Source organism: Peribacillus sp. N1, assembly GCF_054600815.1.
Genome location: NZ_BAAHZO010000012.1, coordinates 23,896 through 50,352, shown reverse-complemented (window position 1 = coordinate 50,352; position 26,457 = coordinate 23,896). Strand labels below are relative to the sequence as shown.

General features: G+C 41.3%; 29 protein-coding genes and 2 other annotated features (1 of these 31 only partly in view). All 29 genes read left to right on the top strand.

What is annotated here, in order from left to right:
* Positions 1-46: a binding site (T-box leader), on the top strand (it extends 203 nt beyond the left edge of the window).
* Between the two features lie 85 nt (positions 47-131).
* The 29 genes from cysE (at position 132) to rpsC (ending at position 26,457) form a co-directional block, all read left to right on the top strand.
* Positions 132-782 (top strand): serine O-acetyltransferase, encoded by a 651-nt coding sequence (cysE, locus tag ACYP5M_RS25735; protein ID WP_101225864.1) that lies wholly within the window; start codon positions 132-134, stop codon positions 780-782.
* Position 783: 1 nt separating this feature from the next.
* The gene (gene cysS, locus ACYP5M_RS25730) at positions 784-2,181 is read left to right on the top strand and encodes a cysteine--tRNA ligase (protein WP_101225865.1); all 1,398 of its coding nucleotides are present in this window, start codon (positions 784-786) and stop codon (positions 2,179-2,181) included.
* Between the two features lie 3 nt (positions 2,182-2,184).
* Positions 2,185-2,607, top strand: coding sequence for a Mini-ribonuclease 3 (locus tag ACYP5M_RS25725; RefSeq protein ID WP_101225866.1), 423 nt, complete (start codon positions 2,185-2,187; stop codon positions 2,605-2,607).
* Positions 2,604-3,347, top strand: a complete 744-nt coding sequence (gene rlmB, locus ACYP5M_RS25720; RefSeq protein ID WP_063235788.1) for a 23S rRNA (guanosine(2251)-2'-O)-methyltransferase RlmB — start codon at positions 2,604-2,606, stop codon at positions 3,345-3,347. The genes ACYP5M_RS25725 and rlmB overlap by 4 nt, the downstream gene beginning before the upstream one ends.
* Before the next feature lie 4 nt (positions 3,348-3,351).
* Complete coding sequence (locus ACYP5M_RS25715; RefSeq protein WP_034305067.1) at positions 3,352-3,861, top strand: NYN domain-containing protein; 510 nt, start codon at positions 3,352-3,354, stop codon at positions 3,859-3,861.
* An 85-nt stretch (positions 3,862-3,946) separates the two neighbouring features.
* Positions 3,947-4,579: an RNA polymerase sporulation sigma factor SigH gene (gene sigH / locus ACYP5M_RS25710; protein ID WP_094246690.1), complete on the top strand. Its 633-nt coding sequence runs from the start codon at positions 3,947-3,949 to the stop codon at positions 4,577-4,579.
* A gap of 201 nt (positions 4,580-4,780) precedes the next feature.
* A complete protein-coding gene (rpmG, locus tag ACYP5M_RS25705) occupies positions 4,781-4,930 on the top strand; it encodes a 50S ribosomal protein L33 (RefSeq protein WP_101225867.1) in 150 nt (49 codons plus the stop codon).
* A 50-nt stretch (positions 4,931-4,980) separates the two neighbouring features.
* Complete coding sequence (gene secE / locus ACYP5M_RS25700) at positions 4,981-5,163, top strand: preprotein translocase subunit SecE (protein ID WP_034305062.1); 183 nt, start codon at positions 4,981-4,983, stop codon at positions 5,161-5,163.
* Between the two features lie 247 nt (positions 5,164-5,410).
* Positions 5,411-5,944, top strand: a complete 534-nt coding sequence (gene nusG, locus ACYP5M_RS25695) for a transcription termination/antitermination protein NusG (protein WP_048677866.1) — start codon at positions 5,411-5,413, stop codon at positions 5,942-5,944.
* Positions 5,945-6,118: 174 nt separating this feature from the next.
* On the top strand, positions 6,119-6,544 hold the full coding sequence (rplK, locus tag ACYP5M_RS25690) for a 50S ribosomal protein L11 (RefSeq protein WP_034305057.1): 426 nt from the start codon (positions 6,119-6,121) through the stop codon (positions 6,542-6,544).
* A 104-nt stretch (positions 6,545-6,648) separates the two neighbouring features.
* Positions 6,649-7,341, top strand: a complete 693-nt coding sequence (gene rplA / locus ACYP5M_RS25685) for a 50S ribosomal protein L1 (protein WP_048677868.1) — start codon at positions 6,649-6,651, stop codon at positions 7,339-7,341.
* Positions 7,342-7,391: 50 nt separating this feature from the next.
* Positions 7,392-7,542 (top strand) — a sequence feature (ribosomal protein L10 leader region).
* Positions 7,543-7,581: 39 nt separating this feature from the next.
* Complete coding sequence (rplJ, locus tag ACYP5M_RS25680; RefSeq protein ID WP_101225868.1) at positions 7,582-8,082, top strand: 50S ribosomal protein L10; 501 nt, start codon at positions 7,582-7,584, stop codon at positions 8,080-8,082.
* 62 nt (positions 8,083-8,144) lie between these two features.
* Positions 8,145-8,504, top strand: coding sequence for a 50S ribosomal protein L7/L12 (rplL, locus tag ACYP5M_RS25675; RefSeq protein ID WP_034305050.1), 360 nt, complete (start codon positions 8,145-8,147; stop codon positions 8,502-8,504).
* Between the two features lie 195 nt (positions 8,505-8,699).
* A complete protein-coding gene (locus ACYP5M_RS25670) occupies positions 8,700-9,305 on the top strand; it encodes a class I SAM-dependent methyltransferase (protein ID WP_459735696.1) in 606 nt (201 codons plus the stop codon).
* Between the two features lie 238 nt (positions 9,306-9,543).
* Positions 9,544-13,113: a DNA-directed RNA polymerase subunit beta gene (gene rpoB, locus ACYP5M_RS25665; RefSeq protein WP_230178745.1), complete on the top strand. Its 3,570-nt coding sequence runs from the start codon at positions 9,544-9,546 to the stop codon at positions 13,111-13,113.
* A 184-nt stretch (positions 13,114-13,297) separates the two neighbouring features.
* Complete coding sequence (rpoC, locus tag ACYP5M_RS25660; RefSeq protein ID WP_101225870.1) at positions 13,298-16,897, top strand: DNA-directed RNA polymerase subunit beta'; 3,600 nt, start codon at positions 13,298-13,300, stop codon at positions 16,895-16,897.
* Positions 16,898-17,191: 294 nt separating this feature from the next.
* A complete protein-coding gene (locus ACYP5M_RS25655; protein WP_034305040.1) occupies positions 17,192-17,440 on the top strand; it encodes a 50S ribosomal protein L7ae-like protein in 249 nt (82 codons plus the stop codon).
* 104 nt (positions 17,441-17,544) lie between these two features.
* Positions 17,545-17,967 (top strand): 30S ribosomal protein S12, encoded by a 423-nt coding sequence (gene rpsL, locus ACYP5M_RS25650; RefSeq protein ID WP_034305038.1) that lies wholly within the window; start codon positions 17,545-17,547, stop codon positions 17,965-17,967.
* 41 nt (positions 17,968-18,008) lie between these two features.
* Positions 18,009-18,479 carry a 30S ribosomal protein S7 gene (gene rpsG, locus ACYP5M_RS25645; RefSeq protein WP_048677878.1) on the top strand — a complete coding sequence of 157 codons (471 nt, stop codon included), beginning with the start codon at positions 18,009-18,011 and terminating at the stop codon, positions 18,477-18,479.
* A 44-nt stretch (positions 18,480-18,523) separates the two neighbouring features.
* Positions 18,524-20,602, top strand: a complete 2,079-nt coding sequence (gene fusA, locus ACYP5M_RS25640; protein WP_101225871.1) for an elongation factor G — start codon at positions 18,524-18,526, stop codon at positions 20,600-20,602.
* Positions 20,603-20,723: 121 nt separating this feature from the next.
* Complete coding sequence (tuf, locus tag ACYP5M_RS25635) at positions 20,724-21,911, top strand: elongation factor Tu (protein WP_054398381.1); 1,188 nt, start codon at positions 20,724-20,726, stop codon at positions 21,909-21,911.
* A 419-nt stretch (positions 21,912-22,330) separates the two neighbouring features.
* A complete protein-coding gene (rpsJ, locus tag ACYP5M_RS25630) occupies positions 22,331-22,639 on the top strand; it encodes a 30S ribosomal protein S10 (RefSeq protein WP_019244375.1) in 309 nt (102 codons plus the stop codon).
* 40 nt (positions 22,640-22,679) lie between these two features.
* Positions 22,680-23,309 carry a 50S ribosomal protein L3 gene (gene rplC, locus ACYP5M_RS25625; protein WP_034305028.1) on the top strand — a complete coding sequence of 210 codons (630 nt, stop codon included), beginning with the start codon at positions 22,680-22,682 and terminating at the stop codon, positions 23,307-23,309.
* 25 nt (positions 23,310-23,334) lie between these two features.
* Complete coding sequence (gene rplD, locus ACYP5M_RS25620; RefSeq protein WP_034305025.1) at positions 23,335-23,958, top strand: 50S ribosomal protein L4; 624 nt, start codon at positions 23,335-23,337, stop codon at positions 23,956-23,958.
* Positions 23,958-24,242, top strand: a complete 285-nt coding sequence (rplW, locus tag ACYP5M_RS25615) for a 50S ribosomal protein L23 (RefSeq protein ID WP_034305023.1) — start codon at positions 23,958-23,960, stop codon at positions 24,240-24,242. The genes rplD and rplW overlap by 1 nt, the downstream gene beginning before the upstream one ends.
* A gap of 26 nt (positions 24,243-24,268) precedes the next feature.
* Positions 24,269-25,099, top strand: coding sequence for a 50S ribosomal protein L2 (gene rplB / locus ACYP5M_RS25610; protein ID WP_034305021.1), 831 nt, complete (start codon positions 24,269-24,271; stop codon positions 25,097-25,099).
* Positions 25,100-25,159: 60 nt separating this feature from the next.
* Positions 25,160-25,438 carry a 30S ribosomal protein S19 gene (gene rpsS, locus ACYP5M_RS25605; RefSeq protein WP_034305018.1) on the top strand — a complete coding sequence of 93 codons (279 nt, stop codon included), beginning with the start codon at positions 25,160-25,162 and terminating at the stop codon, positions 25,436-25,438.
* A gap of 17 nt (positions 25,439-25,455) precedes the next feature.
* Complete coding sequence (gene rplV / locus ACYP5M_RS25600) at positions 25,456-25,797, top strand: 50S ribosomal protein L22 (protein ID WP_034305017.1); 342 nt, start codon at positions 25,456-25,458, stop codon at positions 25,795-25,797.
* Positions 25,798-25,800: 3 nt separating this feature from the next.
* Positions 25,801-26,457, top strand: coding sequence for a 30S ribosomal protein S3 (gene rpsC / locus ACYP5M_RS25595; protein ID WP_034305014.1), 657 nt, complete (start codon positions 25,801-25,803; stop codon positions 26,455-26,457).

Below are 26,457 nucleotides of genomic sequence, written 5' to 3'. Positions count from 1 at the left end.
TTTTACATTCCAAACAGAGTGGAACCGCGCTTCAAGCGTCTCTGTCTATTTGGACAGAGACGCTTTTTTATATGCTTTAAAAGCTACAAAAGGGGATGTTGGAAAAGGACGGAACATAGGGGGGAATCATTTTGTTAAAGATGTTTAAAGAGGATATCGAAGTGGTTTTTGATCAAGATCCTGCTGCGCGCAGCTATTTGGAAGTCATATTGACGTATGCGGGTTTACATGCAATTTGGAGTCATAGGATGGCTCACGCACTATTCAAGAAGAAATTCTTTTTCCTGGCAAGAAGTATATCTCAAATCAGTCGGTTTTTTACCGGAATTGAAATTCATCCAGGGGCTACGATTGGCCGTCGTTTCTTCATTGACCATGGAATGGGGATCGTCATTGGCGAAACTTGTGAAATTGGCGACAATGTATCTGTCTTTCAAGGTGTAACCCTTGGGGGAACAGGAAAGGAAAAGGGAAAACGTCATCCTACGATAAAGGATAATGTCCTGATTGCTACAGGAGCAAAAGTGCTTGGTTCCATCACTGTTGGGGAAAACTCAAAAATCGGTGCAGGATCGGTTGTTTTAAAGGAAGTGCCACCTAATTCTACAGTGGTGGGCATTCCAGGTAAAGTGGTCATTCAAGATGGTATCAAAATCAACAAAGACCTAAATCATTGTGATCTTCCTGATCCAATCGCTGATCGCTTTAAGGAATTGGATAGTGAACTCAGGGCCTTAAGAGAGAAGCTGGCTGAACAGAAGCAGGAAGAAAGGAGTCTATAATATGGCGATTAAAATATATAACACAGCAACAAGAAAAAAGGAAACCTTCGTCCCGATTGAAGAGGGAAAGGTGAAGATGTATGTATGCGGGCCCACTGTCTATAATTACATTCATATAGGTAATGCAAGACCGGCAATCGTATTTGATACCGTTCGTAGGTATTTGGATTACCGTGGATATGATGTGCAATTCGTTTCGAACTTTACGGATGTGGATGATAAGCTGATTCGCGCGGCAAAAGAATTGGGTGAAGATGTCCCGACCATCTCAGAGCGTTTCATCAAGGCTTATTTTGAAGACGTATCGGCATTGGGCTGCAAAAAAGCGGATGCTCACCCAACCGTAATGGAGAATATGGATGCAATCATTGAATTCATTTCGGCATTAATTGAGAAAGGATTCGCTTATGAATCTGAAGGGGATGTGTATTACCGCACTCGTAAGTTTGAGGGATATGGAAAGCTTTCACATCAGTCCATCGATGAGCTGCGAGTGGGGGCCCGTATTGAAATAGGGGAGAAAAAACAAGATGCCCTTGATTTTGCCCTTTGGAAAACGGCCAAGGATGATGAAATATCTTGGGAGAGCCCATGGGGTAAGGGGCGTCCTGGCTGGCATATCGAATGCTCCGCAATGGTCAAAAAGTATTTGGGCGATACGATCGATATTCATGCAGGGGGTCAAGATCTGGCTTTTCCGCATCATGAAAATGAAATTGCACAATCCGAAGCATTGACGGGTAAGACCTTTGCGAATTATTGGATGCATAATGGGTATATAAATATTGAGAATGAAAAAATGTCTAAGTCCTTAGGCAATTTCGTCCTTGTGCATGACATCATACAGAAGCATGATCCACAAGTGTTACGCTTCTTCATGTTATCTGTACATTACCGTCATCCCATCAATTATAGCGAAGAAGTGCTTGAAAATGTAAAAGCGTCCCTAGAACGCTTAAGGACATCTTATCAAAACTTAAAGCATCGCCTTCAAGTAAGTGATGGATTGACTGAGAATAATGATGTTTGGTTGGAGAAGCTTAATGAATTACATGAACAATTCATTAAGGAAATGGACGATGATTTCAACACAGCTAATGCAATATCCATGCTCTTTGAACTATCCAAACAGGCGAATTATTACTTGATGGAGAAAAACACAGACAAGGAAGTGATTAATGCTTTCCTTGATAAATTCAACATCTTATTTTCTGTCCTCGGTTTATCCCTTGAAGAAGAGGGGCTTTTGGATGAAGAAATTGAAGGGTTGATACAGCAGAGAATTCAAGCGCGGAAAGACCGCAATTTTGGGTTATCTGATGAAATTCGTGATCGCTTGAAAAACATGAATATCATATTAGAGGATACCCCTCAAGGTACAAGATGGAAAAGAGGGTAATTAATGCTTCATTACGATAGTAAGGTAGATGCAAAAATGCTGAACAGTCTTGCTTTAGCATATATAGGTGATGCCGTATACGAAACGTATATACGGCATCACCTCATTCAAAAAGGATCGGTCAAGCCAAATCTACTTCACAAAAAGGCTACATCTTTTGTAGCGGCTAAAGCACAAAATAAAGTCATCCACTTTTTCCTGGAGTCAGGTTGGTTATCGGAAGAGGAATCCGCAGTCGTTAGGCGCGGCCGAAATGCAAAATCCGGTACGGTACCGAAGAATACAGATGTGCAAACGTATCGCTACAGTACAGCCTTCGAGGCACTTATGGGATTTTTGTATTTATCCGGCCGAATAGAAAGAATGGAAGAACTCATCAAAAAATCCATTGAATACATTGAAGAAGAAAAGGGGAGTAACCCATGAGCGAAGAATATATCATTGGCAGAAACCCCGTATTGGAAGCTCTTCGCTCCGAACGGGATATTAATAAAATTTGGATAGCCGAAGGCTCGCAAAAAGGCTCAATGCAGCCACTCATCGGTCTGGCGAAGGAAAAGAAGGTATTCGTGCAAATCGTACCGAAGAAAAAAATTGACCAAATGGCTGAAGGTATCCATCAAGGCGTTATCGCACAAGTGGCTGCATATGAATATGTGGAACTGGATGATTTATTCGCAAAAGCGGCTGAACGGGACGAAGCACCTTTTTTCATGATTCTTGATGAAGTTGAAGATCCGCATAATTTAGGGTCGATCATGAGGACGGCTGATGCTGTCGGTGCCCATGGAATCATCATTCCAAAAAGGAGAGCTGTGGGCTTGACGGCAACAGTGGCAAAAGCCTCGACGGGTGCAATTGAATATATTCCGGTAGCTCGCGTTACAAATTTGGCGAGAGCGGTGGAAGAGTTGAAAGAGCGCGGGGTATGGATAGTCGGTACCGATGCGAAAGGCAGCGATGATTACCGTAACATGGATGGAAAGATGCCTATCGGACTTGTTATCGGCAGCGAAGGAAAAGGCATGGCACGATTAATGAAGGATAAATGTGATTTTCTCATCCGTCTCCCTATGGCAGGTCAAGTAACTTCGTTAAATGCATCGGTAGCAGCCGGTTTATTGATGTATGAGGTTTATAGAAAAAGAAATCCCCTAGGGCAATGATGAAATGAATATTCTGTTGGTGGACGGTTATAACATTATTGGAGCTTGGCCGGAACTGAGAGAATTAAAGGAACGGGATCTTGCTGCTGCAAGGGACCGGTTGATAGAAATGATGGCGGAATATCAAGCATTTACCGGATACCGTGTAATTGTCGTATTTGACGCTCAATATGTTCAGGGAATTGCCCGCATATTCAAAAATCACAAAGTTGACGTAATTTTTACAAAAGAAAATGAAACTGCGGATGAAAGAATTGAAAAGATGGCCATTGAACTGAATAATGTCAAAACACAAATTCAAGTGGCAACCTCGGACTTCACGGAACAGTGGGTGATCTTCGGCCAAGGGGCCCTAAGGAAATCCGCTCGTGAACTGCTTATTGAAATGGAAGAAATTCAAGGCGAAATCAAGAAAGATGTAAGAAAAACAACGACGATAAGACCCGTGGCTAAAATTCCTTTAAGTGAAGAAGTGGCAGAAATTTTCGAAAAATGGCGCCGGGGTAAAATATGAACCATTGACGGGTAAATTTTACCTGCTGTATAATATTTCTATCTGAGTCAGGTCAGGGGGATATAATGTGGGTCTCAAATTCGGAATGAAGCTGAACGAAAAGTATCTGCAGTTTGAGGATGATGAATTGATAGGGTTGGTGCACACTGGTGACAGTGAAGCGCTGGATTATTTGATCCAAAAGTATCGTAATTTTGTAAGAGCTAAGGCAAGGACTTATTTCTTGATTGGTGCCGATAAGGAAGACATCGTGCAAGAAGGTATGATTGGTTTATATAAAGCCGTCCGTGATTTTAAAGGGGATAAGTTATCTTCTTTTAAAGCATTTGCAGAACTATGCATTACAAGGCAGATCATTACAGCTATCAAAACAGCAACACGTCAAAAACATATTCCGCTCAATTCCTATGTTTCCCTGGACAAGCCCATTTACGATGAGGAATCGGATCGAACTCTAATGGATATTATATCGGGTACGAAAGTTTTGGACCCGGAAGAACTGATCATCAACCAAGAAGAGTTTGACGATATCGAATTAAAGATGGCCGAGCTCCTGAGTGATCTTGAGAGAAAAGTGTTAGCTCTTTACCTGGATGGACAAACCTACCAAGAAATTTCGGAAGAGTTGAACCGGCATGTTAAGTCAATCGACAACGCCCTTCAGCGGGTGAAAAGAAAGCTCGAGCGCTATCTGGAAGTAAGGGAAATCAGTTTATAATCCCTCCGCTTTTTCCGCTTAATTTCATCTGTCCCTTCTCCACATGGAAGTTTATTATTCACAAAGATTTTTAATGGTTGTCAAGTAAACCGATATTCTGATTTCCGGTGTCCATAATCGTCGAAACCTGCTTTGATATTGACAATAAAAAACAGCCGTGATAAGGTTTTATGGATATAGTAGATAGGATAGGTGTATCTAATGCGAAAAAAAATAGTTCTTGCCTGCACTGATTGCGGTACAAGGAATTATAGTTATGAGAGCAAACAATCGACAAGCGGCGAACGACTGGAAATCAAGAAATTTTGCAGTACGTGCAACTCACACTCGATTCATAAAGAAACGAAATAACCGTTTTATAAATAGATTGACAGAAGCTTCTAATGCTTGGAGGTACATTCATGAAACGTTTTACCGAATTTTTCAGCGGAGTCGCTCGCGAAATGCAAAAGGTAAGCTGGCCGAAACGCAAGGAACTTACCAAATATACAATCGTGGTGGTAACGACTGTAGTATTTATGGCTTTATTCTTTACAGTGGTGGATTTGGGCATTTCCGAATTAATTCGCTTAGTTATTGAATAAGAGATTCGAAAATAAGGTATAATAGTGATAGAATAATATGTGTCAGCAGAAAAGCCCGGAAACGGGTTTTTTAATTTGTCTTTTTTAGTAACTTCAAAATCGAGCACTGCTGTAATATGTTCATCACAATATATTCTAGTTAAGTCGGAATGACGCCGTATGGTTTTTTGGCTAAAACGTTCAAAGATAAAGATTAATAAAGAAAATGATTGATTGCAGGGAGGGAAGGACGTTAAAGTCCTAACACATGGAAAAGAATTGGTATGTAGTTCACACCTATTCAGGTTATGAGAACAAAGTTAAGGCTAACTTGGAAAAACGTGTTGAAACTATGGGGATGGAAGACAAGATCTTTCGCGTAGTAGTTCCAGAAGAAGAAGAAACAGAAGTGAAAGATGGCAAAAAGAAAGTGACCAAAAAGAAAGTATTCCCAGGATATGTATTGGTTGAGATCATCATGACTGATGATTCATGGTATGTTGTCCGGAATACGCCTGGAGTAACAGGTTTCGTAGGTTCATCTGGGGCTGGGTCAAAACCGACTGCATTGCTGCCGGAAGAAATTGAAGTCGTTCTTAAGCGAATGGGCGTAGATGAAAGCAAAATCGAGGTTGATTTTGAAATCGGTGATACGGTTCAAGTTAAGGAAGGGCCATTTGCAACATTTGCAGGACCTATTGAAGAACTTGATAAAGATAAAGGTAAAGTAAGGGTTCTAGTCAATATGTTCGGCCGTGATACACCGGTTGAACTTGATTTTAATCAAGTGGAAAAATTATAAACGGAAAAAAACTTGAAATTGCCTTTTGAAAGTGGTAAAATTTCAAAGGTCAGTATGTTTCAATTTTTAGGCCTCAACGATACAAGCATTCTTTATTAATATATAAAGAATTCAAGATGAGTGGGAGGGTATTACCCTATTACCACATCACGGACTTATAAGGAGGTGTGTCTCGTGGCTAAAAAAGTAATTAAAATGGTTAAATTGCAAATTCCTGCTGGTAAAGCGAATCCGGCACCGCCAGTCGGTCCTGCATTAGGTCAAGCTGGTGTAAACATCATGGGATTCTGTAAGGAGTTCAACGCTCGTACAGCAGATCAAGCTGGTCTAATTATTCCTGTTGAAATCACGGTATTTGAAGACCGTTCATTTACATTCATTACAAAAACTCCACCGGCTGCAGTATTGCTTAAGAAAGTAGCTGGTATCGAGTCTGGTTCTGGTGAACCTAACCGTAATAAAGTTGCTACAGTCAAGCGTGATCAAGTGCGCGAGATTGCTGAAACTAAAATGCCTGACCTAAACGCTGCAAGTGTTGAAGCTGCAATGCGTATGGTTGAAGGTACTGCTCGCAGCATGGGTATTGTCATCGAAGACTAATCCATGTAATTGCTATTTGTTTCTACGGGGTTGCGATTGATACTCGCAACCTTTATTCGTGGGAGGTCATTCCGTTAAAACCACAATTTAGGAGGATTTATATCATGGCTAAAAAAGGTAAAAAGTATCTTGAAGCAGCTAAGCTTGTAGAAGTATCTAAGGCTTATGCTGTAACTGAAGCAATCGAAGTTGCTAAAAAAGCAAACTTCGCAAAATTCGATGCGACTGTTGAAGTTGCTTTCCGTTTAGGCGTAGACCCTAAGAAAGCCGACCAACAAATTCGTGGAGCAGTTGTTCTTCCGAATGGTACTGGTAAAACTCAACGCGTATTAGTATTCGCAAAAGGCGAAAAAGCAAAAGAAGCGGAAGCTGCTGGTGCTGACTACGTTGGCGAATCTGACTACATCAACAAAATCCAACAAGGATGGTTCGAATTCGATGTAATCGTTGCGACTCCAGACATGATGGGTGAAGTTGGTAAACTTGGACGTGTATTAGGACCTAAAGGTTTAATGCCTAACCCTAAAACTGGCACAGTAACTTTCGATGTAACGAAAGCTGTTAATGAAATCAAAGCTGGTAAAGTTGAGTACCGCGTAGATAAAGCTGGTAACATCCACGCTCCAATCGGTAAAGTATCTTTCGAAGATGCTAAACTAGTGGAAAACTTCACTACTATCTATGATACATTATTGAAAGTTAAACCTGCGGCTGCTAAAGGAACTTACATGAAAAACGTTTCTGTAACAACTACAATGGGCCCTGGTGTGAAAGTTGATCCTTCTTCTTTCAAATAAATAATTGACATACCAAAACTATTATTGTTATAATAAGTTTTGTTGTGAATAAATGAATACTATTTGTACCGTAGACAGTAGGTGCTCATTACGAGCTTAATTCCCTGCCGAGGTAATTCGATAATAATAGTCCTGGACTATGACTTTTGAAATTACTGCCTTCATGTCTGCAATAGAGATGAAGGCTTTTTCTTTGAAACGGTATAAATGTTTTCAAGCAAATCTACAGGAGGTGTAAGGATGAACGCAATTATTGAACAAAAGCAAAAAATCGTTGCTGAGATTTCTGATAAGTTAACTTCAAGCCAATCAACAGTAGTTGTTGACTACCGTGGATTGACTGTTGCTGAAGTAACAGAACTTCGTAAGCAACTTCGTGAAGCTGGCGTTGAGTTTAAAGTTTACAAAAACTCTATGACTCGCCGTGCTGCTGAAAGTGCTGAACTTAGCGCTTTAAACGAAGCATTAACAGGTCCAAACGCAATTGCATTCTCAACTGAAGATGTTATTGCGCCAGCAAAAATCCTTAACGATTTTGCGAAAAAACATGAAGCTTTAGAAATCAAAGCTGGAGTTATCGAAGGAAATGTTGCAACTGCTGAAGAAATTAAAGCTCTTGCAGAACTACCTTCACGCGAAGGCCTACTTTCAATGCTACTCAGCGTGCTACAAGCACCTATGCGCGGACTGGCTCTTGCTACAAAAGCTGTTGCAGAGCAAAAAGAAGAACAAGGCGCGTAAGCTGACCGCTTATTTAGCCTGCTGATTCAAAAAAAAACAACCATTTCGAGGAGGAAATAAAAATGACTAAAGATCAAATCATTGAAGCAGTTAAAAATATGACTGTTTTAGAATTAAACGACCTTGTAAAAGCAATCGAAGAAGAATTCGGCGTAACTGCTGCTGCACCTGTAGCTGTAGCTGCTGCTGGTGGCGCTGCTGCTGAAGAAAAAACTGAGTTTGATGTAATCCTTACATCTGCTGGAGATCAAAAAATCAAAGTTATCAAAGCTGTACGTGAAGTTACAGGTCTTGGACTTAAAGAAGCGAAAGAACTTGTTGACAACACTCCAAAAGCAATCAAAGAAGCTGCTTCTAAAGAAGAAGCTGAAGAAATCAAAGCTAAACTTGAAGAAGTTGGAGCTGGCGTTGAAGTTAAGTAATCTTGCATAAACAAAAAGCTCGCTATCACTGGCGGGCTTTTTTTCTTCATTTTTAAAGAAATGACGGAAATTAGCCGTTAATGGTTTGATAACGAGGACTTCGTTATTCCAACATTCCGGCATGCAAGCATCCATTCTTCAATTCTCTTCTCTCATTAAATCTTCAATATTCCTTTCTGATAGGGGGAGATGACTCTGACAGAGCATTACTACTCACAAAAACCGGATGTCGTAAGCAATCCGAAATTTTGGGATTTCACATTAAAGGGACGTACATTTCGCTTCAAAAGTGATAATGGTGTTTTTTCGAAAAAGGAAGTTGATTTCGGATCGCGTCTTTTGGTTGAGAGTTTTAACCTTAATGAGGCTGTGGAAGGAAATATTCTCGATGTTGGTTGCGGTTATGGACCAATTGGAATATCGATTGCGGCAGCTTATCCCGATAGAGCGATAGAAATGATTGATATAAATAGCCGGGCAGTTGAATTGTCAAAAGAGAATGCGGCTTCTAATGGGATCGCAAATGTGAAGATATACGAAAGTGATCGTTTTGACAAAGTTGCCTCCAATCAATTCGCGGCGATTCTTACGAACCCTCCCATTCGCGCAGGTAAAAGTGTAGTCCACGAAATTTTAGAAGAAGGCTATCGCAGTTTGGTAGCTGGTGGAGAATTATGGGTTGTCATTCAAAAAAAACAAGGGGCTCCATCCGCAATGGATAAAATGGAGCAATTATTTGGAAATGTTGAAGTGCCCGTTAAGAAAAAAGGTTACTATATACTATTATCCAAAAAGGTTTGACTCTAAATTTTCGCTATGTTAGTATTATAAAATGCATATATATAATTCCGTAACTATGCAATTTTTATACCATTGGTGTATAATCAATGGATAATATGGGAAAAATATATAAATAATAGTTCGTTTTATGAGAAATAGTGGTTTTTAAAATAAAAACCATTTTCTTTTTGTCTATGGAAATGATTCCTTTTCCGAGGCAAATGGATCCTTATAACGCTTGATTTAAGGGGTGAATCAGTTGACAGGTCAACTTGTTCAGTATGGACGACACCGCCAACGTAGAAGTTATGCAAGAATCAGTGAGGTTTTGGACCTTCCGAATCTGATTGAAATTCAAACAGCTTCTTATCAATGGTTTCTAGATGTAGGTTTAAAGGAAATGTTCCAGGATATTTCTCCTATTGAGGATTTTACAGGTAATTTATCGTTAGAATTCATCGATTACAGCTTAGCTGAGCCGAAGTATTCTGTGGAAGAAACAAAAGAACGCGATGTTACGTATTCTGCACCACTTCGTGTGAAAGTGCGCCTTGTTAACAAAGAAACAGGGGAAGTGAAGGACCAGGATGTATTTATGGGTGACTTCCCGCTGATGACTGAAACAGGTACATTCGTCATCAATGGTGCTGAACGGGTAATTGTATCCCAATTAGTGCGCTCACCGAGTGTTTACTACAATGGGAAAATGGATAAAAACGGTAAGCTTGGATTCTCTGCGACCGTTATTCCTAACCGTGGCGCATGGCTCGAATATGAAACAGACGCCAAGGATGTTGTGTATGTTCGAATCGACCGCACCAGGAAATTACCGATCACGGTATTGATGCGTGCCCTTGGATTCGGAACAGATCAAGAAATCATCGATTTGATCGGAGACAACGAATACCTTCGCAACACTCTTGAAAAGGATAACACCGAGAGTGTGGAAAAAGCATTACTGGAAATCTATGAGCGTCTACGCCCAGGTGAACCGCCTACTGTCGAAAACGCGAAAAGTCTTTTAGTATCACGCTTTTTTGATCCAAAACGTTATGATTTAGCTAATGTAGGCCGTTATAAAATAAACAAAAAACTGCATATCAAGAACCGTTTATTCGGACAACGTATTGCAGAGACTTTGATTGATCCTGAAACAGGTGAAATCATCGTTGAAAAAGGTACAATGCTTGATCGTCGGACCCTTGATAGGATTCTGCCTCATATCGAAGCTGGAATCGGCTTCAAGACATTCCATCCATCAGGCGGTGTAGTGGAGGAGGAAACTCTTCTTCAACCTATTAAAGTGTTTGCACCAAACGATGCTGAAGGCGAAAAAGTGATCAATATCATCGGTAATGCCTATGTGACCGACCAGGTCAAAAACATTACACCGGCTGATATCATTTCTTCCATAAGTTATTTCTTTAACTTATTGCATGGTGTGGGAATCACGGATGACATTGACCATTTAGGTAACCGTCGTCTGCGTTCCGTTGGTGAATTGCTGCAAAACCAATTTAGAATTGGTTTATCCCGTATGGAGCGAGTTGTTCGTGAAAGAATGTCCATTCAGGATACGAATACAATCACTCCGCAGCAACTAATCAACATTCGCCCGGTCATTGCATCAATTAAAGAGTTCTTTGGAAGCTCGCAGCTTTCCCAATTCATGGATCAAACGAACCCGTTGGCTGAATTGACGCATAAACGTCGTCTATCTGCATTGGGACCTGGTGGTCTGACACGTGAGCGTGCTGGCTTTGAAGTGCGTGACGTTCATTATTCCCACTATGGCCGCATGTGTCCGATTGAAACGCCTGAGGGACCGAATATTGGTTTGATTAACTCGTTATCCAGTTTTGCAAAGGTTAACCCATATGGCTTCATTGAAACACCATACCGTCGTGTGGACCCTGAAACAGGTAAAATTACAAGCCAAATCGATTACTTAACAGCTGATGAGGAAGATAATTATGTAGTTGCCCAAGCGAATGTACGACTGTCAGATGACGGCTCATTCCTTGATAATGATGTTGTTGCACGTTTCCGCGGTGAAAATACCGTTGTTCCGCGTGACCGCGTAGATTACATGGATGTATCTCCTAAACAAGTTGTATCAGCTGCGACTGCATGTATTCCTTTCTTGGAAAACGATGACTCCAACCGTGCCCTTATGGGAGCGAACATGCAACGTCAAGCAGTTCCTTTGCTTCAACCGGAAGCCCCTCGAGTCGGAACGGGTATGGAGTATGTTTCAGCGAAAGACTCCGGTGCTGCTGTAATCTGTAAACACCCTGGTATCGTAGAGCACGTTGAATCACGTGAAGTATGGGTACGTAGGGTAAGTGAAGTAGATGGACAGCAAGTAAAAGGAAATCTTGATAAATATCGTCTATTAAAATTCATCCGTTCCAACCAAGGAACGTGCTATAATCAACGCCCTATCGTCAGTGTTGGCGACAACGTCGTAAAAGGTGAAATTCTTGCTGATGGTCCTTCAATGGAAAAAGGTGAGTTGGCACTTGGACGTAACGTATTGGTTGCCTTCATGACATGGGATGGATATAACTATGAAGATGCCATCATCATGAGTGAACGATTGGTTAAAGATGATGTGTACACTTCCATTCATATTGAAGAATATGAATCTGAATCACGCGATACAAAATTAGGGCCTGAAGAAATCACCCGCGATATCCCTAACGTAGGGGAAGATGCGCTTCGTAATCTTGATGAGCGCGGAATTATCCGTGTTGGTGCTGAAGTGAAAGACGGAGACCTCCTCGTTGGTAAAGTAACGCCTAAAGGTGTAACGGAACTGACTGCCGAGGAACGTCTATTACATGCAATCTTCGGTGAAAAAGCACGTGAAGTAAGGGATACATCACTTCGTGTACCTCACGGCGGCGGAGGAATCGTTCTTGATGTTAAAGTATTCAACAGAGAAGACGGCGATGAACTGCCTCCTGGTGTAAACCAACTCGCGCGTGTATATATCGTTCAAAAACGTAAAATCCATGAAGGCGATAAAATGGCTGGACGACATGGTAATAAAGGGGTAATCTCCAGGATTCTTCCTGAAGAAGATATGCCTTATTTACCGGATGGCACTCCAGTCGACATCATGTTAAACCCATTGGGTGTACCTTCACGTATGAACATCGGTCAGGTGCTGGAGCTTCACTTAGGTATGGCTGCACGCGCACTTGGCATCCATGTGGCATCTCCTGTATTCGATGGCGCTACTGAGGAAGATGTTTGGGGTACGATTGAAGAAGCCGGGATGTCCCGTGATGCAAAAACCGTCCTTTATGATGGCCGTTCAGGTGAAGCGTTCGATAACCGTGTATCAGTTGGTGTCATGTATATGATCAAACTGGCACATATGGTCGATGATAAACTTCATGCACGTTCAACTGGTCCTTACTCCCTTGTTACGCAGCAACCACTTGGTGGTAAAGCGCAATTTGGTGGTCAGCGTTTCGGTGAGATGGAAGTATGGGCACTTGAAGCTTATGGTGCTGCTTATACATTACAAGAAATCCTAACCGTTAAATCAGATGATGTCGTGGGTCGTGTGAAAACGTACGAAGCGATTGTCAAAGGTGAAAATGTCCCTGAACCAGGCGTTCCTGAGTCCTTCAAAGTATTGATTAAGGAGCTTCAAAGTTTAGGATTGGATGTTAAAATCCTCAATGCCGAAGATCGTGAAATCGAAATGCGTGATTTGGAAGATGAAGATGAAGCCAACCAAGCAGACAAATTAAGCCTTGATTCAGAAACTAAAGATATGGTTGCTTCCGAAGTAGGGGCACCTGTCAAAGAATAAAATTAAATATAAACATATCTAGTTATATATCACCCGCTCTGACTGGCAGCAAGATGTTCATTTGAAGATCATGCTGCCTTGTTAGAGCCTTATTGATTCAATCAACCATCATCCGGTGTAAGATTGCCTGATATTTGACGGCAATCAAGGGTTAAACCTGGAGATTAAAAGGGAGGTAGGCCCCTTGTTAGACGTTAATAATTTTGAGTATATGAAAATTGGTCTTGCTTCACCAGACAAGATTCGTTCTTGGTCACATGGAGAAGTTAAAAAACCAGAAACAATCAACTATCGTACGCTAAAGCCAGAAAAAGACGGTTTATTCTGTGAGAGAATTTTTGGACCTCAAAAGGACTGGGAATGTCATTGCGGAAAATATAAACGTGTTCGTTATAAAGGCGTAGTCTGTGACCGTTGTGGCGTTGAAGTCACTCGTGCTAAGGTGCGTCGTGAGCGTATGGGTCATATTGAGCTGGCAGCTCCAGTTTCACACATATGGTATTTTAAAGGAATTCCTAGCCGTATGGGACTTGTACTTGACATGTCTCCACGGGCTTTGGAAGAAGTTATTTACTTTGCATCTTACGTCGTAACTGAAACGGGCGATACAACTTTAGAAAAGAAACAGCTTCTTTCTGAAAAAGAATATCGTACATACCGTGAAAAATACGGTAAGAAATTCCAAGCTGCCATGGGTGCGGAAGCTATTAAAAAACTTTTACAAGATATTGATACGGAAAAGGAAGTAGAGTCGTTGAAAGAGGAGCTTAAAACAGCTCAAGGACAACGCAGAACCCGTGCAATCAAACGCTTGGAAGTGCTTGAAGCATTCCGTAACTCCGGAAATGAGCCTTCATGGATGATCCTTGACGTGCTTCCGGTCATTCCACCGGAACTTCGTCCTATGGTTCAACTTGATGGAGGACGTTTTGCCACATCTGATCTAAATGATTTATATCGCCGTGTTATCAACCGTAATAATCGTTTGAAAAGATTACTGGATCTTGGAGCACCAAGCATTATCGTTCAAAATGAGAAGCGTATGCTGCAAGAAGCTGTCGATGCGCTTATCGATAATGGCCGTCGCGGCCGTCCGGTAACTGGTCCTGGTAACCGTCCGTTAAAATCGTTATCTCACATGTTAAAAGGTAAACAAGGTCGTTTCCGTCAAAACCTTCTTGGTAAACGTGTTGATTACTCTGGCCGTTCCGTTATCGTAGTAGGACCAAACTTAAAGATGTACCAATGTGGTCTTCCTAAAGAAATGGCGATTGAATTATTCAAACCATTCGTTATGAAGGAGCTTGTTCAAAGAGGCCTAGCGCATAACATCAAATCCGCTAAGCGCAAAATTGAACGTTTATCTCCTGAAATATGGGATGTGCTTGAAGAAGTTATTAGAGAACACCCAGTACTATTGAACCGTGCACCGACTCTTCATAGACTTGGTATCCAGGCGTTTGAACCAACGTTGGTTGAAGGTCGCGCAATTCGTTTGCATCCGCTCGTATGTACAGCTTACAACGCTGACTTTGACGGTGACCAAATGGCGGTCCACGTTCCTCTATCTTCTGAAGCCCAAGCCGAAGCTCGCATGCTTATGCTTGCAGCACAGAACATTTTGAACCCTAAAGATGGTAAACCTGTCGTTACACCTTCTCAAGATATGGTATTAGGTAACTATTACTTAACATTGGAAAGAGAAGGCGCTATCGGCGAAGGTATGATCTTTAAAGATACAAGTGAAGCATTGCTTGCATACCAAAACGGATATGTACACTTACATTCCCGTTGTGCCGTACATGCATCATCACTGAATAATGAAACATTCACTGAAGAACAAAACCGCCAGCTGCTTATTACCACTGTCGGTAAATTGATCTTCAATGAAATTTTACCAAAATCATTCCCGTATATTAACGAGCCGACACGATATAATTTGGAAACCAAAACTCCAGAGAAATATTTTGTGGAAAAAGGCGCTAATATCCCTGAATTGATTAAGGCTCAACCTGCTATCGATCCTTTCAAGAAAAAAATTCTTGGAAATATCATCGCAGAAGTCTTTAAACGCTTTAAAATTACCGAAACATCCAAAATGCTTGACCGGATGAAAGATCTTGGATTCAAATATTCGACAAAAGCCGGTATTACCGTTGGTGTGGCTGATATTGTCGTTTTAAAAGAAAAACAAGAAATCATTACTGAGGCTCAAACCAAAGTGGATAACGTCTTGAAACAGTTCAGACGTGGTCTAATTACAGAGGATGAGCGTTATGATCGCGTCATTTCCATCTGGAGTGCTGCCAAGGATACCATCCAGTCCAAACTTATGGACTCACTGGACCGACGCAACCCGATCTTCATGATGAGTGACTCCGGTGCCCGTGGTAATGCTTCCAACTTTACGCAGCTTGCGGGTATGCGTGGTTTGATGGCCAACCCGGCTGGACGAATCATTGAATTACCGATCAAATCAAGTTTCCGTGAAGGTTTAACAGTGTTGGAGTACTTCATCTCTACACATGGTGCGCGTAAAGGTCTTGCCGATACAGCCCTTAAAACAGCCGATTCCGGTTACCTTACGCGTCGACTTGTTGACGTTGCCCAAGATGTCATCATCCGTGATGACGATTGTGGAACGGACCGCGGCTTGAAAATTTCAGCCTTAAGAGAAGGTACTGAAATAATCGAGCATCTTGAAGAGCGCCTAGTGGGCCGTTATGCAAGAAAAGCGATCAGACATCCAGAAACAAATGAAGTAATCGTGGCTGAAAACGATCTTATTACTGAAGATCTTGCTAATTATATTGAATCACTTGGAATTGAAACAGCATGGATCCGTTCTGCCTTTACATGTAACACCAGCCATGGTGTATGTAAAAAATGTTATGGACGCAACTTGGCTACCGGTCAAGAAGTTGAAGTGGGCGAAGCAGTCGGTATTATTGCCGCTCAATCCATCGGAGAACCTGGTACACAGTTGACGATGCGTACATTCCATACAGGTGGGGTTGCCGGGGACGATATCACTCAAGGTCTTCCTCGTATCCAAGAAATATTTGAAGCGAGAAATCCTAAAGGTCAAGCTGTCATTTCTGAAATTGAAGGAACGATTGTTTCGATCAATGAAATTCGCGATAAACAACAGGAAATCGTCGTTCAGGGTGCTGTTGAATCACGCACGTATACTGCGCCGTACACAGCGCGTCTAAGAGTAACTGTTGATACACCTGTCCGTCGTGGTGAAGAGTTGACAGAGGGTTCCATCGATCCGAAAGAATTGCTGAAGGTTACAGACGTGCTTACTGTTCAGGAATACCTGCTTCATGAAGTTCAAAAAGTATACCGGATGCAAGGTGTTGAAATCGGAGATAAACATATCGAGGTAATGGTTAGACAAATGATGCGTAAAGTCCGTGTGCTTGATGCAGGAGAAACTGAAGTGCTTCCAGGAACATTATTGGATGTTAACCAGTTCACTACTGCAAACACTGATGCATTGCTGACCAATAAATTACCAGCAACAGGCCGCCCTGTATTGCTAGGTATCACAAAAGCATCTCTAGAAACGGATTCCTTCTTGTCCGCCGCGTCATTCCAAGAAACAACTAGGGTCTTGACTGATGCAGCAATAAAAGGAAAACGTGATGAATTGCTTGGACTTAAAGAAAATGTCATCATCGGTAAACTTGTCCCTGCAGGAACGGGAATGCTTAGATACAGAAAAGCAAACCCTGTCGTTGTTGGAGACGAAAATGCTGATGCAGTAACAGTGGATTAAAGGGAAAAGGACCAGCTCAATAATTTAAACTGAAAACCGCGCTCCTGTTTCCTATAGGAGCTGATGGATCAGAAGGTTATTGAGCTGGTCTCTCTTATTACTCATGACCGGCTGAAAGGCACTATGAGAATTTGATATATTCCGTTTAGGCAAATTGATAATCTTAATAGAATTTTGTAAGGAAAACCTTTTGCTTGAATTATTTTTTTGAAAGAAGTTGACAGTATCCGACTAATAATGATACTATAGCAAAGGTGCTCCTATGTTACCCTGTAACTTTGGAGGATATGGACCATGTCTTATGAAAAAGTAATACAGGCAAAGTCAGTGATTATAGGGACTAAGCAAGCAGTTAGAGCTCTTAAAAACAATTTAATTCAAGAAGTTATCATCGCTGATGATGCAGATATATACTTGACTGGGCGTGTCGTTGAGACTGCCAAAGAATTGGATGTTCCTATCACATATGTTGATTCGATGAGAATGCTTGGCAAAGCATGTGGTATTGATGTCGGAGCAGCAACTGTTGCCATCAAAAAGTAAAGATGTTTTTGCAAATGTATTTGCAAAGACTTTGTTTTTACCCATTTATGAACCACCTGGATGTGTGGTACTAGAAATGAAAACGTGAAGGGAGGAAAAATGTAATGCCTACTATTAATCAATTAGTGCGTAAAGGACGCGAGTCTAAAGAGGTTAATTCAAAATCTCCAGCACTTAACAAAGGCTACAACAGCTTTAAAAAAGCACAAACTAACGTATCATCTCCGCAAAAACGTGGTGTTTGCACTCGTGTGGGTACTATGACACCGAAAAAACCAAACTCCGCGTTACGTAAATATGCGCGTGTACGTTTAACAAACGGTATCGAGGTAACAGCTTATATCCCAGGTATCGGTCACAACCTACAAGAACACAGCGTGGTTCTTATCCGTGGCGGTCGTGTAAAAGATTTACCAGGGGTACGTTACCATATCGTACGTGGTGCTCTTGATACAGCTGGAGTTAACAATCGTATGCAAGGCCGTTCTAAATACGGTACTAAGCGTCCGAAAGCAGCAAAAAAATAATCTTAAACAAAAATTGAACTTTCTTGAAAGGAGGAAATACAATGCCTCGTAAAGGACCTGTAACGAAAAGAGACGTATTACCAGATCCAATATATAATTCAAAACTTGTGACTCGCTTAATCAACAAATTAATGGTTGATGGACAAAGAGGTAAATCACAAAAAATTCTTTACTCTGCATTTGATTTAATCAAAGAACGTACTGGCAATGAGCCGATCGAAGTTTTCGATCAAGCACTTAAAAACATCATGCCTGTACTAGAAGTAAAAGCACGCCGTGTGGGTGGAGCTAACTACCAAGTACCAGTTGAGGTGCGTCCAGATCGCAAATCGACTCTAGGACTTCGTTGGTTAGTAAACTACTCTCGCCTTCGTGGAGAAAAAACGATGGAAGAGCGTTTAGCTTATGAAATCATGGATGCTGCAAACAATACTGGAGCAGCAGTTAAGAAACGTGAAGATACACACAAAATGGCTGAAGCCAACAAAGCTTTCGCACATTATCGCTGGTAAGATTAATCACTATAAAATCCTTATAGAAGGAAGGAGAAAGACAAATGGCAAGAGAGTTCTCCTTAGCAAACACTCGTAATATCGGTATCATGGCTCACATCGATGCTGGTAAAACGACAACAACAGAACGTGTTCTATATTACACTGGTAAAATCCATAAAATTGGTGAAACGCACGAAGGTGCATCACAAATGGACTGGATGGAACAGGAACAAGAACGCGGAATCACGATCACTTCCGCTGCAACAACTGCACAGTGGAAAGGTCACCGTGTAAACATCATCGATACACCAGGACACGTAGACTTCACAGTTGAAGTTGAACGTTCTTTGCGCGTACTTGATGGAGCTGTAGCTGTACTTGATGCCCAATCAGGTGTTGAGCCTCAAACTGAAACAGTTTGGCGCCAAGCTACAACTTACGGCGTACCACGTGTCGTATTCGTAAACAAAATGGACAAAATCGGTGCAGATTTCTTGTATTCAGTTGGAACAATCCACGATCGTTTACAAGCTAACGCTCACCCAGTTCAGTTACCAATCGGAGCAGAGGATCAATTCTCTGCAATCATTGACCTTATTGAAATGAAAACTCATTTCTATGGTAATGACCTAGGAACTGACATCACTATCGGTGAAATTCCTGAAGAACACCGGGAATTAGCTGAAGAATACCGTGAAAAGCTAATTGAAGCAGTAGCGGAAGTTAATGAAGACTTAATGGAAAAATACCTTGGCGGCGAAGAAATCAGCATTGCTGAATTAAAAGCAGCTATTCGTACAGCAACCGTTAATGTTGAATTCTTCCCTGTTATTTGCGGATCAGCTTTCAAAAACAAAGGTGTTCAATTAATGCTTGATAACGTTATCGACTTCCTTCCATCTCCATTGGATGTACCAGCTATCAAAGGTACATTACCGGATTCAGAAGAAGAAGTGGAACGTCATTCAGACGATTCTGAACCGTTCTCTGCTTTAGCGTTTAAAGTTATGACTGACCCTTACGTTGGTAAACTTACATTCTTCCGTGTGTACTCAGGTACATTAGAATCAGGATCATATGTAATCAACTCAACTAAAGGAAAACGTGAACGTATTGGACGTATCCTTCAAATGCACGCAAACAGCCGTGAAGAAATCTCAACTGTATATGCAGGAGATATCGCAGCTGCTGTTGGATTGAAAGATACTACAACTGGAGATACTCTATGTGATGACAAGAATCAAGTAATTCTTGAGTCCATGGTATTCCCAGAGCCAGTTATCTCACTATCAGTTGAACCGAAATCAAAAGCAGACCAAGACAAAATGTCTCAAGCTTTACAAAAGCTTCAAGATGAAGATCCAACATTCCGTGCGCATACTGACCAAGAAACTGGTCAAACAATCATCGCTGGTATGGGTGAACTTCACTTGGACATCCTTGTTGACCGTATGCGTCGCGAATTCAAAGTGGAAGCAAACGTTGGTGCTCCTCAAGTAGCATACCGTGAAACTTTCCGTGGTTCAGCTAAAGTTGAAGGTAAATTCGTTCGCCAATCTGGTGGTCGTGGACAATTCGGACACGTATGGATCGAATTCGGTCCAAACGAAGAAGGTAAAGGATTCGAATTTGAAAATGCTATCGTCGGTGGTGTAGTACCACGTGAATATATCCCTGCTGTACAAGCTGGATTAGTTGATTCACTTGACCGTGGTGTACTTGCTGGTTACCCGCTAGTCGACATCAAAGCAAAATTATTTGACGGATCTTACCATGACGTTGACTCCAATGAAATGGCATTTAAAATCGCTGCATCTATGGCACTTAAAAATGCAGCATCTAAATGTAGTCCTGTCATCCTTGAACCAATCATGAAAGTAGAAGTAGTTATTCCAGAAGATTACCTAGGCGACATCATGGGAGATATCACATCTCGTCGTGGTCGTGTAGAAGGTATGGAAGCTCGCGGTAACACGCAAATGGTTAAAGCGATGGTTCCTCTATCTGAAATGTTCGGATATGCTACATCTTTACGTTCTAACACTCAAGGACGCGGAACATTCTCTATGCACTTCGATCATTATGAAGAAGTACCTAAGAGCATTTCTGAAGAAATCATCAAAAAAAATAAAGGTGAATAATTGATTTTCATCTCTTATTAAAGTATAACTATCTTATGTAAGCTGTGATGGAAGAATTAGTCTTCTTTCACAGCCCCTATATACTTAATCTTTTATTTATAATTTTAAGGAGGAATTCCTAATGGGAAAAGCTAAATTTGATCGTTCAAAACCGCACGTTAACGTTGGAACAATTGGTCACGTTGACCATGGTAAAACAACTCTAACTGCTGCAATCACAACTGTACTTGCTAAATCTGGTGGCGCAGAAGCTCGCGCTTATGACCAAATCGATGGTGCTCCAGAAGAAAGAGAACGTGGTATCACAATCTCTACTGCACACGTTGAGTATGAAACAGCTACTCGTCACTATGCACACGTTGACTGCCCAGGACATGCTGACTATGTTAAAAACATGATCACTGGTGCTGCACAAATGGACGGCGGAATCCTAGTAGTATCTGCTGCTGATGGCCCAATGCCACAAACTCGTGAGCACATCCTTCTTTCTCGTCAAGTTGGTGTACCATACCTAGTAGTATTCATGAACAAATGCGACATGGTAGATGACGAAGAACTTCTTGAATTAGTAGAAATGGAAATCCGTGATCTTTTATCTGAATACGAATTCCCTGGCGATGACATTCCAGTTATCAAAGGATCTGCTTTAAAAGCTCTTCAAGGAGAAGCTGCTTGGGAAGAAAAAATCCATGAATTAATGACAGCTGTTGACGAGTACATCCCAGAACCAACTCGTGACACTGACAAACCATTCATGATGCCAGTTGAGGATGTATTCTCAATCACTGGTCGTGGAACAGTTGCTACTGGTCGTGTTGAGCGTGGACAAGTTAAAGTCGGTGACGTTGTTGACATCATCGGTTTCAACGAAGAGTCTAAACCAACAACTGTAACTGGTGTTGAAATGTTCCGTAAACTTCTTGACTATGCTGAAGCTGGTGACAACATCGGTGCACTTCTTCGTGGTGTATCCCGTGAAGATATCCAACGTGGACAAGTTCTTGCTAAACCAAGCACAATCACTCCACACACAAAGTTCAAAGCTGAAGTTTATGTTCTTTCTAAAGAAGAAGGTGGACGTCACACTCCATTCTTTACAAACTACCGTCCTCAGTTCTACTTCCGTACAACTGACGTAACTGGTATTTGTAACCTTCCTGAAGGCGTAGAAATGGTTATGCCTGGAGACAACATCGAAATGACTGTAGAACTTATCGCTCCAATCGCTATCGAAGAAGGTACTAAATTCTCTATCCGTGAGGGTGGACGTACTGTAGGCGCTGGCGTAGTTGCTACAATCCAAGAATAATTGATTCATAAAACAATATTGGAAGGGACGCCTTCCGGGAGAAGCAGATGGGACGCCATCTGCTTCTTTTTTTTTCTTATTAATATTGAATCTTTCTTCTATAATACCTGTAAATAATGAAGTGTATTTAATGGGTATCATGAGGATTATTGAATTGAAGAAAATGGATATGAAAGACCTCATAGAATGTACTTGTAAATACTTGTGATAGTATGTATAATAATAAAAGTGTGCTGCACAAGAAATATTCAAGTTTAACTTGCATTCAGCTTGTGTTTTATGTATAATAGACAATGTTGGTCTTTGACTGCGATGATATGGAAGGTTGCTGACACACCCGGCCGCTTTGCCATGGCGAGTGTGTGGGAAATTTCCATTGAGAAGGTCTATTTCAAAATAGGCGAAAAGGAGGGAAAATTATGGCAAAACAAAAAATTCGTATCCGTTTAAAAGCATATGATCACAGAATTCTTGATCAATCTGCTGAGAAAATTGTTGAAACTGCAAAACGTTCTGGTGCGGCTGTATCTGGTCCAATTCCATTACCTACTGAAAGATCGGTATATACGATCCTACGTGCGGTTCATAAATACAAAGATTCTCGTGAACAATTCGAAATGCGTACGCATAAACGTCTAATCGACATCGTTAATCCAACTCCACAAACAGTTGATTCATTGATGCGTTTAGATTTACCATCAGGCGTTGACATTGAAATCAAATTATAATTCATATAAATATGAACAATTACTCTAGGAGGTGTGACTTATGACCAAAGGAATCTTAGGAAGAAAAATCGGTATGACTCAAGTTTTTGCTGAAAACGGTGAACTTATTCCGGTAACAGTTATCGAAGCTGCTAATAACGTGGTTCTTCAAAAGAAAACTGTTGAAACTGATGGCTATGAAGCAGTTCAAGTTGGTTTTGAAAACAAACGTGAAAAGCTTTCTAACAAACCTGAAAAGGGCCATGTTGAAAAAGCAAATACTACTCCTAAGCGCTTCATTCGCGAATTCCGCGGAACGGATCTTACTGAATATGAGATCGGTCAAGAAGTCAATGTAAGTATTTTCGCTGAAGGCGATTTAGTAGATGTATCAGGAATTTCAAAAGGTAAAGGATTCCAAGGCTCTATCAAGCGTCATGGACAATCTCGCGGACCTATGTCTCATGGTTCTCGTTACCACCGTCGCCCAGGTTCAATGGGTCCTGTAGCTCCAAACCGCGTATTCAAAGGTAAACTTTTACCAGGACGTATGGGTGGAGAGCAAATCACTGTTCAAAACTTAGCTATCGTTAAAGTTGATGTTGAACGTAACCTACTATTGATCAAAGGTAATGTACCTGGTGCTAGAAAAGCATTGATCAAAGTTAAAACTGCTGTTAAAGCAAAGTAATTTCTGAGAAAGGAGGAGCAATAGAATGCCAAAAGTTACATTGTTCAACCAAACAGGTTCACAAGTTGGCGACATCGAACTAAATGAATCCATCTTTGGTATCGAACCTAATAATCACGTATTATTTGAAGCAATCATCATGCAACGAGCTTCCTTACGTCAAGGAACTCATAAAGTTAAAAACCGTTCTGAAGTTGCAGGCGGTGGACGTAAACCTTGGAAACAAAAAGGAACTGGACGTGCGCGTCAAGGTTCTATCCGTTCTCCACAATGGCGTGGCGGTGGCGTTGTTTTTGGACCAACTCCAAGATCTTACGCTTACAAGCTACCTAAAAAGGTACGTCGTTTAGCTATTAAATCTGCATTGTCTGCAAAGGCATTGGAAGAGAACATTTTGGTACTTGAAAGCTTGTCTTTCGAAGCTCCAAAAACAAAAGAGTTTGTAGCTGTACTTAAAAACCTTTCTGTTGATACTAAAACGTTAGTAGTTACTGACGGTTTAGATGAGAAAGTTGCTCTTTCTGCACGTAACATCCCTGGTGTTACTGTAGTTGAAGCTGATGGTCTTAATGTTCTTGATGTTGTTTCACACAACAAATTGATCTTGACTAAATCAGCTGTCGAAAAAGTAGAGGAGGTGCTTGCATAATGGATGCACGCGATATCATTAAGCGCCCCGTAATCACTGAACGCTCTTCAGACATAATGGCTGAAAAGAAATATACTTTTGAAGTTGATGTTAGAGCTAATAAAACTCAAGTTAAAGATGCTGTTCAAGAAATTTTCGGCGTTAAAGTTGAGAAAGTAAACATCATGAACTACAAAGGTAAATTCAAACGCATGGGCAAACATGCAGGCTATACTAACAAGCGCCGTAAAGCTATTGTTAAATTAACTGCTGACAGCAAAGAAATCGAGCTATTCGAGGCTTAATTCATTAGAGAAGGAGGGAAATACAAATGGCGATTAAGAAGTATAAACCTACCTCTAACGGTCGACGTAATATGACAACTTCCGATTTTGCTGAGATCACTACAGACAAACCGGAAAAATCATTACTTGCTCCTTTACACAGCAAAGGCGGCCGTAATAACCAAGGTAAGTTAACAGTTCGTCATCAAGGTGGCGGCCACAAGCGTCAATACCGTATCATCGATTTCAAACGGAATAAAGATGGTATACCAGGACGCGTTGCTACTATTGAGTACGATCCAAATCGTTCTGCAAACATTGCATTAATTAATTACGTTGATGGAGAAAAACGTTATATCCTAGCTCCGAAAAACCTAGAAGTAGGTTTGGAAGTTATGTCAGGTCCAGAAGCTGACATCAAAGTGGGTAACGCACTTCCTCTTATTAACATCCCAGTTGGTACAGTAATTCATAACATCGAACTTAAACCAGGAAAAGGTGGACAATTAGTCCGTTCAGCAGGAACATCTGCTCAAGTACTTGGTAAAGAAGGTCGTTATGTACTTGTACGTTTAAACTCAGGTGAGGTTCGTATGATTCTTGCTACTTGCCGTGCTTCAATCGGTCAAGTTGGTAATGAACAACATGAACTTATCAACATTGGTAAAGCTGGCCGTAACCGTTGGTTAGGTAAACGCCCAACAGTTCGTGGATCTGTAATGAACCCGAATGATCACCCACACGGTGGTGGTGAAGGTAAAGCGCCAATCGGACGTAAATCACCAATGTCTCCATGGGGTAAACCTACTCTTGGATTCAAAACTCGTAAGAAGAAAAACAAATCCGATAAATTTATCGTACGTCGTCGTAAAAAATAACGGGATTGAGCTACGGTTCATATATAGAACCGTAGAACAGTCACGAAGGGAGGTACTCGCATGGGTCGTAGCTTAAAAAAAGGGCCTTTTGTTGATGATCATTTATTGGTAAAAGTTGAAAAATTAAATGAAGCTGACAAGAAACAGGTAGTAAAAACTTGGTCTCGTCGCTCAACAATCTTCCCGCAATTCATCGGACACACAATCGCCGTTTATGACGGTCGTAAGCATGTGCCGGTTTATGTAACAGAAGATATGGTAGGTCACAAACTAGGCGAATTCGCGCCTACACGCACTTATAAAGGTCACGCAAGTGATGACAAGAAAACAAGACGTTAATGAGAGGAGGGCATCTCATGCAAGCTAAAGCTGTCGCTAAAACAGTTCGTATTGCTCCTCGTAAAGTGCGTTTAGTCGCAGATTTAATTCGAGGAAAACAAGTAGGTGAAGCAGTAGCGATTCTTCGCTTAACACCAAAATCTGCTTCTCCAGTCGTAGAAAAAATTCTGAAATCTGCTATCGCAAATGCAGAACATAACTACGAAATGGATATTAATAACCTAGTCGTTTCAGAGGCATACGTTAACGAAGGACCAACATTAAAACGTTTCCGTCCTCGCGCTCAAGGTCGTGCGAGTGCAATTAACAAACGTACTAGTCATATTACAATCGTTGTATCAGAAAAGAAGGAGGGGTAATCTGTGGGTCAAAAGGTAAATCCAATCGGTATGCGTATCGGGATAATCCGTGACTGGGAATCCAAATGGTACGCTGATAAAGACTACGCAGTTCTTTTGCATGAAGACATCAAAGTTCGTGAATATATCGCGAAACGTCTAAATGATGCTTCTGTTTCAAAAGTTGAAATCGAGCGTGCAGCTAACCGTATCAATGTATCTGTCCACACTGCTAAACCAGGAATGGTTATCGGTAAAGGCGGTACTGAGGTCGAAGCACTTCGTAAAGCTTTGAACCAGTTGACTGGCAAAAGAGTTCATATCAATATCATCGAAATTAAAAGAGCAGATCTTGATGCAAAATTGGTTGCAGAAAACATCGCTCGTCAATTAGAAAACCGTGTTTCATTCCGTCGTGCTCAAAAGCAAGCTATCCAACGTACTATGCGTTCTGGAGCAAAAGGAATCAAAACACAAGTTTCTGGTCGTCTTGGCGGTGCTGATATTGCTCGTGCTGAACATTACAGCGAAGGAACAGTTCCACTTCACACACTTCGTGCAGACATAGATTATGCTCATGCTGAAGCAGATACTACTTACGGTAAGCTAGGCGTGAAAGTTTGGATCTACCGTGGAGAAGTTCTTCCTACTAAGAAGAAATCTGAGGAAGGAGGAAAATAA